General features: G+C 37.0%; 12 protein-coding genes. 3 read left to right on the top strand and 9 right to left on the bottom strand.

Translation table 11 applies throughout. The features are described 5' to 3' along the window. Nucleotides 1-191: 191 nt before the first annotated feature. Together DRF67_RS08885 and DRF67_RS08880 are read left to right on the top strand one after the other, a co-directional pair. Nucleotides 192-980, top strand: coding sequence for a carbohydrate binding domain-containing protein (locus DRF67_RS08885; RefSeq protein WP_115927945.1), 789 nt, complete (start codon nt 192-194; stop codon nt 978-980). A gap of 184 nt (nt 981-1164) precedes the next feature. Beyond that, nucleotides 1165-1965, top strand: coding sequence for a T9SS type A sorting domain-containing protein (locus tag DRF67_RS08880; RefSeq protein ID WP_115927944.1), 801 nt, complete (start codon nt 1165-1167; stop codon nt 1963-1965). 57 nt (nt 1966-2022) lie between these two features. On the opposite strand, the gene DRF67_RS08875 is transcribed toward DRF67_RS08880, so the two are convergent. From DRF67_RS08875 to DRF67_RS08840, 8 genes are all read right to left on the bottom strand, one after another. Then, on the bottom strand, nt 2023-4866 hold the full coding sequence (locus DRF67_RS08875; protein ID WP_115927943.1) for a gluzincin family metallopeptidase: 2844 nt from the start codon (nt 4864-4866) through the stop codon (nt 2023-2025). 33 nt (nt 4867-4899) lie between these two features. Continuing rightward, the gene (gene pyrF / locus DRF67_RS08870; protein ID WP_115927942.1) at nt 4900-6279 is read right to left on the bottom strand and encodes an orotidine-5'-phosphate decarboxylase; all 1380 of its coding nucleotides are present in this window, start codon (nt 6277-6279) and stop codon (nt 4900-4902) included. Between the two features lie 120 nt (nt 6280-6399). Next, nucleotides 6400-6741, bottom strand: a complete 342-nt coding sequence (locus tag DRF67_RS08865) for a YkvA family protein (protein WP_115927941.1) — start codon at nt 6739-6741, stop codon at nt 6400-6402. Between the two features lie 82 nt (nt 6742-6823). Next, on the bottom strand, nt 6824-7366 hold the full coding sequence (locus DRF67_RS08860) for a TlpA family protein disulfide reductase (protein WP_115927940.1): 543 nt from the start codon (nt 7364-7366) through the stop codon (nt 6824-6826). A 9-nt stretch (nt 7367-7375) separates the two neighbouring features. After that, nucleotides 7376-7939 (bottom strand): thioredoxin family protein, encoded by a 564-nt coding sequence (locus tag DRF67_RS08855; protein WP_115927939.1) that lies wholly within the window; start codon nt 7937-7939, stop codon nt 7376-7378. An 18-nt stretch (nt 7940-7957) separates the two neighbouring features. Next, the gene (aroC, locus tag DRF67_RS08850) at nt 7958-9028 is read right to left on the bottom strand and encodes a chorismate synthase (protein WP_115927938.1); all 1071 of its coding nucleotides are present in this window, start codon (nt 9026-9028) and stop codon (nt 7958-7960) included. A 50-nt stretch (nt 9029-9078) separates the two neighbouring features. Beyond that, nucleotides 9079-10713, bottom strand: a complete 1635-nt coding sequence (locus DRF67_RS08845) for an LIC_10190 family membrane protein (protein ID WP_115927937.1) — start codon at nt 10711-10713, stop codon at nt 9079-9081. A 55-nt stretch (nt 10714-10768) separates the two neighbouring features. Further along, a complete protein-coding gene (locus tag DRF67_RS08840) occupies nt 10769-11320 on the bottom strand; it encodes a YMGG-like glycine zipper-containing protein (RefSeq protein WP_115927936.1) in 552 nt (183 codons plus the stop codon). 278 nt (nt 11321-11598) lie between these two features. On the opposite strand from DRF67_RS08840, the gene DRF67_RS08835 reads away from it, so the two are divergent. Further along, nucleotides 11599-12042, top strand: a complete 444-nt coding sequence (locus tag DRF67_RS08835) for a hypothetical protein (RefSeq protein ID WP_115927935.1) — start codon at nt 11599-11601, stop codon at nt 12040-12042. Between the two features lie 649 nt (nt 12043-12691). Here DRF67_RS08835 and DRF67_RS08830 read toward each other — a convergent pair. Beyond that, nucleotides 12692-12919 carry a glutathione synthase gene (locus DRF67_RS08830; RefSeq protein WP_115928029.1) on the bottom strand — a complete coding sequence of 76 codons (228 nt, stop codon included), beginning with the start codon at nt 12917-12919 and terminating at the stop codon, nt 12692-12694. Nucleotides 12920-12930: the final 11 nt, after the last annotated feature.

Here is a 12930-nt window from a genome sequence, read left to right as displayed (position 1 = left end):
TTTTCGATGGTGGAATTGCAAAAAAAATCTACTAAATGGGATTTATTTCGTTACTGTGAACGCCTATGATTAAGCCATCTCTGAGAAATCTGTAACAGGCTACTTTAATTAATTGTTAAATATACAATGCTACTTTCGGTGCCTATCGGTTTTTTTGTATTTTTACTTTAGAACTTAAAAAAAAATTATTTATGAAAAAGATCTTTACTATTTTAGGAATTGTAGCTGCTACAGCTTTTGTAAGCGCACAAAATTTAGTTAACAACCCTGGTTTTGAAAACGGAACCACAGGTTGGACAGCAACTAACCCAGGCTCTGGCACAGCATACTATTTGCCAACTATAACAACAACTGATCCGCATGGCGGAATAAATTCTGTGCAGTATACTGGTGCAACTGCCACAACTGGATTTGAGCAGGAAATAGCGGTAAACCCTGGCTCCACATATACAATATCTTTTTGGTATAAGGCTAGTGGGGACAATACAGATGCAAGAATATGGGCGAATTATTTAGATGCGGCAAATGGAGCAATATATCAGGGTGCTACTGCAGCTACAGACCCTCTTAGAGGACCAAATAACGGTTATTTACCAACCAGTACCACCTGGACTCAGTATTCTGTTACAGTAACAGCTCCAGCCAATGTTGTTAAATTACGTTTACAGGTACGTGCTTACAATAATTCTACGCTTGTTGCATTTGATGATTTCTCTGTAACTACAGGAACTTTAGCAGTTGGCGAAGTTTTGGCTTCAAAATACAGAATGGTTAAAAATACTTTCGTTACAAACAATGAAATTGCTTTCGGGGCTGATGTTAAAGATGTGAAAGTATTTAACATGTTTGGACAGATTGTAAAAGAAGCTTCTGTAAAACAAAATGGAACCCTAAACGTTGCTGAGCTGGCAAAAGGGAATTATATCGTTACAGGTACAGTAAATAAAGAAGCAGTATCTCAAAAAATTCTAAAAAACTAATCTAGATTGAGATCAATTATAAAAAGTCCGGCCATTTCGAAGAAATAGCCGGACTTTTTATATTAAGGACCTTGTTTTTGTGGATTATTATATAGCCTATTTGTGATGTTTTTTTTGTAAATTTCCCAAGGCCGTGGTACCGTTTTTGATGTTTTTACCACAGCTTAGTTCTAAAATTATTTAAATGAAAAAAATTTTTACTATTGCCGGTTTAATAATGATGGCTGCCTTTACAAACGCCCAGATTATCATCAGTGAGATCTATGGGGGCACCGAAAATGCCAGTACATTACCAAAGAACAGTTATATTATTCTCAGGAATACCGGGACCAATTTTGTTTCGTTAACGGGAGCCAGTATACAATATGCTCCGGCAGTAGGAGCTTTTACCCAATATCATACTTTGCCCGATCTTACTTTGGGACCCGATCAGACTTATCTTATTCAGGAAGCTGCAATTGCCAATGGGGTTGTAGACCTGCCGACACCGGATTTTATTGCCACTGTTGTCAACAATTTTGACGGTACACCCAATTCTTTATCAGGAATACAGTTTTCAGGTACATCCGGTAAAATTGCTCTTGCAGGAAATATTGTCCAGGTAACAGGGCCTACAGCTCCCAATGTACTTGACTTTATTGGATATGGCCCCAATGCAGATCAGTATAAAGGAAATAAGCCTGCACCATCTCCCACCATAACGACCATTATCAGGAGAGCAGAAAGTACTGATCAATTGGCAGACCTTCTTGAGGGAGCAGTACTGTCGGGTTTCGTACAGAACCCTTTTGTTAAAGATGGAAGAATTATTTTCGGAACTGATGTTCAGAATATAAAAGTATTTGATTCCTACCGGCAAATTGTCAAAAAATCACCTACAAAGTTTGCGTCTTTTCTGGATATTGAAGAACTTCCAAAAGGAACTTATATAGTGACGGGAACTATAAATAACGTTCCGATTTCACAGAAAATCGTTAAAGATTAGTTTTAATAATAGGATAATAGATGGAGAACAGCTGGCACAGCTGTTCTTTTGCTTTCACTAATACCAGCCTCTCCGGGCAGCATTGATGATAGAACCAAGATTCAGAACGAGTGTGTACCTGATCCGTTTTGCATAGTCTTTAAATGCCGGCTCGAATCCTAATGATGATTGTATCGGGAAATAAACCTCCAGAAAATCCGGAATAATTCGTACTTTAATACCACTGTCCCATATAAACTTAGCGGGCATATCTTTATTTTTATAGATTCCTGCATCAGCATACACATGGAAGATTTTCCATACACTGGAATCCACATTCATAGAGGTGATCCATTGATTGACCGTTCCAGGGATAAAAGATTTAAAACCACCGTCAGCCAGAATAAACTGTTGTGAAAGAAGTCCGCTGCTGGCACTTTCACCTAACAGACTGTAAGAGAAGGCATAGTTTGAAACTCTTGAAATTCCGTAATTAAAAAGGTTGTTTCTGGTGTCGTTTCGAAGAAAATAGCCCGCAAACAAACGAAGGCTCAGTTTTTGTCTTGGGGCAAATTCCCATCTGTAAAAACCTTCTGCGGTTACTTTATTGAAATCCTCCATTCCCTGAGTACTGAGGCTTAGACTTTTTTCATGAATCATCTGGCTATCGCTGTACCCGTAACCTGCACTCCACAGATTATATTTACTGTAATCGTTATTGGCAATCATTTTTGCACTCAGATCTCTTTCAAAATAATTATAGGAAATTCCGATGCTTCTGCTTACCGTGCTTCTCGGGTCTTTTCTGAAACTGAGTGTGGAAGCAATTGATGCCTTTCTGTAGGCCAGACCATAATCATAATGGAAATAGGCTCCCGAAACTCCAAAAGTAAGGCTTCGGATAAAACTTTCTGCCGGAAGAAAAGAGTAGGAGACTGCTCCGGAACCGGTCAGTTTTCCTGTTCCTGTACTGTAGGTAGGTGTGACCGAGTACAAAAACTTCTGATCAAATAAAGATTGATTTTTTAAGTTGACGCCCAGAAGAAATTTATCGTATGTATTGTTGAACCGTACCCTTGGGCTTACATAGATCTCATTGTATTCCGGATTAGGGATATCCTTTATTAATTTAAACTTTATTTTTTTAGCATTTGAGAATAATCCTTTGGCATAAAGAAAATTGTCCCTGTAACTCGATTCAGGAAAAATATAGCCGCTGTTTAGGGTTACCTTATAAATATTATCCGAAGCAGGAACAGATAGGCTGGTCATACGCTTATCTTCCTCTGTATCTATCCAATATACTTTTTTTTCTCCTTCTCTGGTTTCAGTTTCCAGTTTTACAGGTATGGAAGCATTGGTGTTTTTTGCAATTCTGATCTGTAGGGAATCGTTTTCTTTGTCAATGTGTTTTAACCTGAAATTTACCCTGTTTTTCTGTTTAAAAAAATCTGTCAGATAGCTTGTCGAGGTATCTTTTTGCGAAAGATCTTTGAGGAAGTCTTCAGGATGAGTTCTTTTACCTGAATTGCGGGAGACATAGTTTTTTACGATCTCATTAAAACTGTCACTTCCCATTTTTTCAGCAGAATAGCTGAACAGACTTCCCGTTTCAAAGCCGCTGATGGCCATATCATTAAAGTTACTCAATGCGCTGAAGTCTTCACCGATTTTCTGATCCAGATTCTGCAGCATGATATACTGATATGCCAGTCCGTAGCGGTCCAGAAGTTTTACTTTGGAGGCATGAAATAATTTTAAAGGCTTTAATCCAAAAATTCTGGTTTCCGGCAAATTTCCCAGAATCTTTGTGTCTCTGTAGAATTTTTTCAGATATTGGATTTCAAGATAAGATTTTAACCCGTTTTTAAACCAATGGTCCTTTTCCTTATCGGCAATGATGTTTTGATCAAGGACTTTCTTGGTGATGATCCCAAAGTAGTCAAGATCGGTTTTCTCAGCATCTGTAAACAGCCTGAATCTGAATTTCCAGAAAGTGATATCATTGTTACCGAAAAAATCCTCATTATTTCTGAACTTATCTGAAATGAAAATTCTTCCAGGAAGGGCTCCTGTTTTTTCCTTTAGAAACTTCAGATGAAGCGGAAGATAGAATTCAAGATTTTGTTTTTCTTCCGGTTTTAATGTGTAACCAAACTTAATCTCGGTATCTATCCCTTCATTGTTAATTTTTATGGAGGGATATTGGGTTTGTGAAATTAAAAATTCGGGATCAGAATCCAGGTAGCCTTTAAAAGAATTCATCTGGATTTGGGGTAAATTACCTTCAATAAAATGGTTGACCGGGATGTCAAAATTGATAGTCCAGTACGTGTTGAAGCTTACCGACTCTTCGATATCATTGTAACTTCTTGGAGATATATTGTCCGGATCAAAATGATCCGGAACAATAAAGAAATATTTTAAAGCAGTATTCTGTCCGGAAGTTCCGTACCCTGTAAATCTTTTATCAGGGAGCTGCATCGTGTATTGTAACTGTAAAGTAATACTTTCACCAGGTTTTACCACCTTTTTCAGAGGAAGGAAAAGATTTTCATCAGCTAAGGTATTGAGAGGGATATTCTCATTTTCTGAATTTGTGATGTTCAGTTCCAGAAGTTTTCCCACTTGGTCGCCTTTTGCAAAATGCAAATCATTATTTCTATCTTCCAGTTTTCTGTAGACCAAAGACGTTCCACGTCTGTTGTATGCAGAAACCCAATTCAGAAGCTTTACTGTATTGAGGTCTTTGTCAGAATAATTGTAATAAACAATTTTCTGATTGACTTCAAGTATTTTTCGGTCTGCAGAAAGTTTAGCTTCAATATGAATACTGTCTTTCTGTGCAGAAACCTGTAAGGTTCCCCAAAATAAAATAAGGCAAATGCTGATCTTTTTCAAATAGTGGTGATAAAGGCTCAAATATAACTTATTTTGTAAACACTTTAGAGAGTTTTAATTCTTAATCTCCTTTTTTTCCAAAGAATTAATATACGCGTTCCAGCCTTCAGTTTTATAAGTTACTGCAGAAGCTTCAGGATCCTGTGATTTGTAGATTCCCCTTCCTACAATAATAAAATCGGTATGCAGTGTTTTGAAGACATGCCCGGGGGTATTATACTGCTGTCCTTTTCCATCTCCCGAATCTGCCAGGTTTACACCGGGTGTGAATAACAATAGATCTTCAGGAATTTTATTCTGGGACACTCCGCCGATTACGTTAGGATGAGACAGTGCTATTTTTAAAGCTTCTTCACGGTAGCTGGCAGTAGTAAGCGTGCCTTTGGATGACATACCTACAATGGCTACCACCCCTACATTGCTGAAGCAGTCCAGAGACTCGAATCCACCAATGACCTGTGAAGTTACAAAATCTGCCCAATTGGTAATTTTGAAAACACCACTGGTAAACTGTAGCTCCTGAGTATTTCCGATATCTGCAAATTTTCTGTCTTCCATCAGTAAAAACTGATGTCTTGCCGCAATTTCTTTTAAAGGAGTGATTGTATTTTCGTAATTGAAGTCTGAGATAATATCGATATGGGTTTTTAAAGCGATGATATGCGGGCCTACTTTTTCAGCAAGATCCAACAGCTCCTGTGTTGTTGTAACATCAGCAGAGGCAATCAGATTGGATTGTTTTGCGAGAGCGGTTTCCAGTAATTTTTTTGAAACCGAATGCTGGGCATTTTGAAGTTTTTGCTCATAAGAAAGTCTGATTTCCTCTTCAAACTGAATATGGTTACCCTGAAGGAAATCCTGAATTCTTGCCACCTCCTCATCAGATAATTCTCCGTTCTCCTGAAGAATTCCACAGACTTCAGAAATATTGAAAAGAGTGTGTACTCTGTATCCTTTGCTTTCCAATAATTGTTTTCCGCCCTGTTCTCTGTCCAGTACGACCACAATATCCGAAACTTTAAGGTCTTCCTGCTCCACTTCGGCAATGGTTTCTACCAACGATTTCCCCGAAGTGATCACATCTTCTACCAACAGGCAGTTCTGTCCCTTCTGGTAAATCCCTTCAATTAGCTTTTTGGTTCCGTAGTTCTTCGCTTCTTTTCTTTTAATAATTAATGGAATATAGCTTTCCAGTGACATTGCTGTCGCCATAGGAAGAGCAGCATAAGGAACTCCACAGATTAGATCAAAATTATCCAGCGGAAGCATCTCCAACAGATAATTAGCAAGATTTTTTAAAATTTTAGGATCTGAGGCCAAAGGTCTCAGGTCTACATAGAACGGGCTTTCAATTCCACTTTTTAATGTAAATCTCCCGAATTTAATGATCCCCAGCTTGTAACACTCTAAGAAGAACTCTTTTTTACTTTCCATTATTTTTTATTAGATTTTGCAAATTTAAGAATTTGAAATAAGGCTTAAAAATTTATCACTCATTTGTAAATAAAAAAACCACCCCGGATCTCACGGGATGGCTTGATACTATATAAATTATTATTTTACGATTTCGGCATCAATAACCTGGGTGCCCTTATATTTCAGTTCGGCTTCCCATAGCAGAAATTTGTCTACTTCTTTTACCAGTTTAGGGATGGTAAGCGACAATACTGCCAGGTCATCCATGACACCGAGTACCGGTATGGCAAACTCGGGAAGAAGGTCTATTGGAGAGATCACGTACAAAACTCCCAGTAAAGGAAGAATGATGTCAATAGATCTCATAGGATAAATTCCTTTTCTCCACATTTTGACCATTCTGAAAATATCAGGGATCTTTTTTATAAAGCCCTTGTGACTGATAGCTTCTTTTGCAAGATTTAATTTTGAATATTTCATTTTGTGTTTGGATTAAATAAATTTTTCAATGCTATAAATTTCGCAAATCCTGTACCAACAAATTATAAAATAAGTTAAAAAATTATTTTATGATGTTGTCAATGAACTGATGCACAGTCTCTGTATCCCAATCCTTTGATGCATCCTCCTTGATCATGATCCTTCCTGTTTTGTCCAGCAGGAAAGTGGTAGGAAAAACTTTCGGGAGAATTTTTTCAGAAATGGGGCTTTGGGCAATATACACCGGGACGGTATAATTGTTTTCTTTTAAAAACTTTCTTACATCTTCCTCCTTATCATTCATGGCGATGAGCACAAAATCTACATTCCCTTTTCTGGAATCATACAGTTTCTGAATGCTTGGCCATTCTTTTCGACATGGTGGACACCAGGTCCCCCAGAAGTTCAGAAAAACGGCTTTATTCCCCTTAAAATTTTTGAGATTGGTGCTGGGTGCATTGATTCCTTTCAGGTCTACATCGTAGTCCTCTTCATTTACATGTACAGCATTTTCAATAGTTGCAATTGGGAAGAACTGCTCCCTCAGAAAATCTTTTACGCCCGGTATAAAGGCTATAACACCGATAATGAGGATCAGTACAATATAAATAAGGCTCTTTTTCATATTCTTTTTTTATAGCAGATCTAAAATTTCCTGAACTGCATCCTTACCTCTGTTTTTAGCATAATAGATTTGCAGGTCATTATAAAAGCTGTCTTTCGGGTACCCCTCAGGATCAGCCTTGTACTTCATAAGAAGCTCATACCCATATCTCGGGCGAGGTCCCCATGTATTTTTTACGGTGAAGTCCTTATCCAGAATAAGAACTTTAGGAATAGACTCTGTTCCGTTAGTCAAAAACTGATTGATAAGGCTTTTATCACTGTCTCTCAAAAAGACGCGCACTTTATTATGGCCTTCAAAAAAGCGGAAGAGTGCAGGTACTGTTGCACTTGCATCACCACACCATGCTTCGGAAATAATTAAAATTTTTCCGTCAAAGTTTTTGGCAGCCAGTTCTTTTAGCTGTTCTTCATCGGGAACATACTTCTTTACAGTTCTGTCCATTCGCTGAAGTCCCAGCTCGTAATATTGTTTATATTCAGATTCTTGCGGGTTGGCAGGATGCTCTAATCTCTCTTTTGCTATCTGAAGGTATTTCTCAAATGAAATCCCCTGATCCCAGTAATTTTTCATTACCAAAATATATTTATGTTAAAAATTATTGATGTTTCTTGTTTTATTAATCAGGAAGAGGTCTGCCAGTACAAATGCTGCAAGGCTTTCCACTACGGGCACTGCTCTTGGAACTACACAAGGGTCATGACGGCCTTTTCCTTCTACAGTGACAGGATTTCCTTCCTTATCTATGCTGTCCTGCGGTCTTAAGATGGTGGCTACAGGCTTGAAGGCCACACGGAAATAAATATCCATTCCATTGGAAATACCTCCCTGAATACCTCCGGAAAGATTGGATTTTGTCGTAAAATCTGTGTTGAAGGCATCGTTATGCTCTTTTCCGGTCATTTTTGCACCACAGAAACCGCTTCCATACTCAAATCCTTTACAGGCATTGATATTAAGCATTGCCTTAGCCAGTTCGGCCTGAAGTTTCGAGAAAATAGGCTCTCCAATTCCTACAGGAACATTTTTGATGACACAGGTAATGGTTCCGCCGATGGTATTGCCTTCTTTTTTGATCTCTTTGATTCTGGCAATCATTTTTTCTGCGGTTTCAGCATCAGGGCAACGAACATCATTCGTTTCTGTTTTAGAAAAATCTAAGGCCTGATACGGCTTTTCACAAAAAATATCACCTACCGAAGAAACGTAGGCATTGATCTGAATATCCGGTAACAGCTGTTTTGCCAATGCACCGGCTACCACCCAGTTCATTGTTTCTCTTGCGGAAGATTTTCCACCCCCACGATGATCCCTGAAACCGAATTTCTGATCGTAAGTGAAATCAGCATGGCTGGGACGGTATGCTCCAGCAATATGGTCATAATCCTTTGATTTCTGATTTTCGTTTTCAATGATAAAACCGATGGGAGTTCCCGTGGTTTTTCCGTCAAAGATTCCTGAAAGAAACTTTACAGTATCACTTTCTTTCCTTTGGGTAACGATTGCTGACTGACCCGGTTTTCTCCGGTTCAGTTCGTACTGAACCTGATCCAGATCTACCGTTAAGCCCGCTGGGAAATTATTGATGATACCGCCATAAGCCACTCCGTGACTTTCTCCAAATGTTGTAAGACTAAGAAGATTACCTAATGTGTTGAACATAATACAAAATTACCTTTTTTTCTCCACATAATAAAGTTTGAGGATTTGTTCTATTTATCATCCTTTTTTATAGTATAGATCACCTTTTCAGCTTCCTTTTTTTCTTCTGGCGTCATTTTTTTCCAGATAAATCCTTTTTTTATGTCATTTTTATCCAAAAGCTGAGGGAAAATTCCTGCTTTTACATCATCGGAAATATATTCAGGAGAAATAGAAGGAACAGGGGTGTCAAAGTTATAGGGATAATTTTTAGAGACATTAAAGTATAGATTTCCGGTTTTAAAAGAGTTGAATTTTAAATATTTATATGTTAGTGGCTTGTAAAACTGCTCTTTTTTTATCCCAGCCAAAAAGCTTCCCAGTCTGAAACTTGGAATATACTGCCTGATCATAACAGGGAAAGAGAGTGCTGAAATAAAACATACACTCAATACGGTAAAAGCTGCAATGGATGTTCTACGGTTGAAATACTCGTAGAACAGAATAAAGAATATGACAAAAAACACATCGATAAAAAATCTGTACTGTGCTGAAAAGATCAGAACGATGATGCTTTTTATGAATATAGAAATACAGATAAGATAAATGAGCTTTCTTTTTTTTATCCATGCAAACAGAGAAAAAACAAGTAAACTCAGAATAAATAAAATATTAATTTTAGATTTAATACCATCTAAAAAAAGCCAGTTTCTGATTGATTGAAATGTTGAAAATTTTTGAATTTCTTCGTAAGAATACTGCATATCATAGGTCTTCTGAACAGCATACTGCGACGATATTTTTAAAACTTCTGGATTGGGCTTCCAGGATAATTCCAGATCTCCTGTGGCAACCGGAAAAACAGGATACCCAAATGTCCAGAGATTCTTGATAAAGAATAAAAGGAGAATGAGAATTCCAAAATACAGTTTTTTATAATCTGATTTTAAAATCAATACAGCCCATAAGAAAACAAGAAGCGGAAGCCAGATCATTGTAGGTTTTATGGCAAAAACGAATACTGAAAATGCAAAAAGAAGAAACGTATTTTTATTTTCAGACAGAATTTCATTGACAATAATTAATGCAAAGACAATCACCGGAAGATCAGGGCTTGGTGATTGTGAAAACATGAATAATACAGGAAGAAAAAAAAGGTGAATCCAGTGTTTCTTTTCGATACTGTATAAGGTATATATTATCAGGAGTACGGTATTGATCCTTAAAAAAGGATCTGAGAAATGAGAAAAGCCTGCCTGAAAGATATGCCAGACCGACATTTGCCCCAGAGTGAGGTCCAGATTGGAAATTCCTTTTATTAATCCATATTCTGTAAGCCATTTAATGGTAGGTACATAATAACCGAAATGGTCCAGGATATAAGGATAAAATGAGCCTGCCAGAAGAATAACCATTGAAATTCCAGCGAAGAGCAGAGAATCATTTTTAGTCAACAGATAAAGATCCATGTAGAGTTTACTCCTGAAGAAGAAAAACAGCCCCAGCAGAAGGGTTGGAATTTCTATATAAATATTGAGGGGAAAAAAAAAAGAGATTACCGTCCATAGCAGGCTGATTGCCAGGATTCCGGACAATACTTTTCCACTGATCCCTTCAAATAAAATCCCGAAAACAGGCTCCACGAGTTTTCCCCAGCCTATAAGAACCGGAATAATAAAAACTGAGGAAATCAGAAGTAATACCATAAAAAAAGATTGCTTAAAAATAAGCAATCTTATAATATGTTCCTGTTAAAATATATTAGCGGGGTTGTACTCTTCCGTCTTTTCTATCCTGGGATCTACCGATGGTATATCCTGTGGCTCCTCCTACAACGCCACCAATCACAGCACCGAGTCCTCTGTTTTTCTTAGCAATAATAGCACCTGCTGCTGCACCACCTACCGTACCGATAATAGTTCCTTTAGCGGCCTTACTCATTCCTTTTTTCTGAGTGGTTCCCTGTGAAGTGCCACTTCCGTTGTTCGCGTAATTTCCATTGCTGCTACTTCCGGAATTCGAGTTCGATCTTCGGTCTCTATATACCGTTCTGGTTTCTCTTATCACTTGTGGTCTTGAATTATTTTCAGCAGTCGCTTTTGTTTTTCTTTCCGCAATGCTGTCTGCTTTTTTCTGGGCTTCATACACCAGCTTTTCTTTTTCAATAGCCAGTTTTTGTTTTTCTATTTCAAGCTGTCTGGCCTGAAACTCAAGCTTTTGTTGTTCCAGAGATTTTTCAGCAGTTCGGTCATCTTTTTTGCAGGCCGTCATTAAAAAAACGGATAAAAAACCTGCCAATACAATCTTTTTCATAACTCAAATTTTAATAAGCTTAAGCCATTCGACTTAGTTTTAGTTTTATTTTCAATTATGAAGCCAAGTTTAGTTAAAGACTGTTAAAGTTGAAATTTATGATTTCAAAATATATATTCTCCATGATCAGAATGAGCAGGTATGCTCTGAAACACTTTGTTTTTATCAAGCGCGTTTACGGCCAATTCTGGAATTATTCAATGTAATTTTTTGTTAATCAATTATTTTCATTCAATTCATATAAGTTAGCTATATTTGAAATATCAAGTTATCTTAATATGAAAAAAGTAATTTTTACAGCATCAGCGGTTATAGGACTGCTGACTGTTACAACATCGTTTTCCTCCGGGAATTTAGTAGAAGGAAAATCTGATACCCGTTCAGAAGTATCAGATAAGCAAGTGAAAACCCAGACGTTTAAAGTTCGTTATGGATTGCTTTCACAGACTGGAACAAAAATTCTTTCAGGTTCCGGATATGATTTGGGTGGTTTTGTCGCAGAAAATACGGTTACTGGCGAAACTTATTACAGCAATGGTTATAACAGATCACTTCCACAGTATTCAGAAGAAGATATCCCTGCAGGAACCTATTCTTTCTCCGGGATACAGGGGCAAGGCGGCTGGGTAGGTTATGGAACGGTAATTGCTACTGTTTCTGAAGCCAATGTGGACGCGGATGGGTATATTACGATCTATGTTCCTATTGCATGGGAAGAATAACTTTGTGAAAACAAAATATTTCCTTACATTTACAAATCCTCAGCACGGGGATTTTTTATTAGACGTCGTCATAAATCAAAAACTGACTATATCCGGTTAGCGTGACAGCAGCCGATTAAGATACTCTGTTTGGATTTTTCTAAATAGATTTTTTTCATCATTTGTGTTTTTTAGGCCTCCGTAAGGAGGCCGTTTCTTTTCTGTTACCTGAAAATGTATACAGATTATGATTCCGCTCATATAACAACGGTAAAATTTGATCTACTTTTGATATAAGAATCTGATAGACTTGTTCAGTATTCTTATCCATATATGCATCCAGATGATTAAAAACTCCTCAAAAATTGGGGAGTTTTGCGATTATAGGTGTTAAGCAGTTTATATTGTATTACATAGATATTGTAATGGGTGTAGGATATTTTAAGTATAAACTGTTATATTTTGTATTATTTTATATATAATAGTGCTTTTGTAAAATAATCATACCAATAATTATTTATGAAAATAAAATTAATTTATGATTCTACTCATAAACTAATTAAATACATGAATATAACTTTGAGGAAGAATTAAACGATTAATTTATTTCTGATATAAAATTTTTTTTTCATCATTTGTGTTTTTTGAGGCCTCCTTCTTGGAGGCTTTTTTATTCTTCAAATATGATCCTTCCATCGAATGGCTGATCCCAAATGATGAATATGCTATCATTGGATCTGGTGATCTGTGCCTGAATTGTTTCATATTCATGTTTTTCATTCAGTCTTTCTACAATAAGGTTGATTCCTTCACCTACCAGCTGTTTTTTAAATTCAATCTGATATTGCTTTTCGTTGTTTTGTACGAAATCTTCTTTTCTAAAATTTTTATGGGCCATGATATTAGATT

Origin of the sequence: Chryseobacterium pennipullorum (genome assembly GCF_003384725.1) — a bacterium.
Classification (GTDB): Bacteria; Bacteroidota; Bacteroidia; order Flavobacteriales; family Weeksellaceae; genus Chryseobacterium; species Chryseobacterium pennipullorum.
Note: the sequence above shows the minus strand (reverse complement) of the source record. Positions and strands in the feature narration are given on the sequence as shown.

Excerpts from the sequence above, each read along its gene's own strand:
- DRF67_RS08885 (WP_115927945.1), top strand. The coding sequence starts at position 192 with ATGAAAAAGATCTTTACTATTTTAGGAATTGTAGCTGCTACAGCTTTT.
- DRF67_RS08880 (WP_115927944.1), top strand. The coding sequence starts at position 1,165 with ATGAAAAAAATTTTTACTATTGCCGGTTTAATAATGATGGCTGCCTTT.
- pyrF (WP_115927942.1), bottom strand. The coding sequence starts at position 6,279 with ATGGAAAGTAAAAAAGAGTTCTTCTTAGAGTGTTACAAGCTGGGGATC.
- DRF67_RS08865 (WP_115927941.1), bottom strand. The coding sequence starts at position 6,741 with ATGAAATATTCAAAATTAAATCTTGCAAAAGAAGCTATCAGTCACAAG.
- DRF67_RS08860 (WP_115927940.1), bottom strand. The coding sequence starts at position 7,366 with ATGAAAAAGAGCCTTATTTATATTGTACTGATCCTCATTATCGGTGTT.
- DRF67_RS08855 (WP_115927939.1), bottom strand. The coding sequence starts at position 7,939 with ATGAAAAATTACTGGGATCAGGGGATTTCATTTGAGAAATACCTTCAG.
- aroC (WP_115927938.1), bottom strand. The coding sequence starts at position 9,028 with ATGTTCAACACATTAGGTAATCTTCTTAGTCTTACAACATTTGGAGAA.
- DRF67_RS08845 (WP_115927937.1), bottom strand. The coding sequence starts at position 10,713 with ATGGTATTACTTCTGATTTCCTCAGTTTTTATTATTCCGGTTCTTATA.
- DRF67_RS08840 (WP_115927936.1), bottom strand. The coding sequence starts at position 11,320 with ATGAAAAAGATTGTATTGGCAGGTTTTTTATCCGTTTTTTTAATGACG.
- DRF67_RS08835 (WP_115927935.1), top strand. The coding sequence starts at position 11,599 with ATGAAAAAAGTAATTTTTACAGCATCAGCGGTTATAGGACTGCTGACT.
- DRF67_RS08830 (WP_115928029.1), bottom strand. The coding sequence starts at position 12,919 with ATGGCCCATAAAAATTTTAGAAAAGAAGATTTCGTACAAAACAACGAA.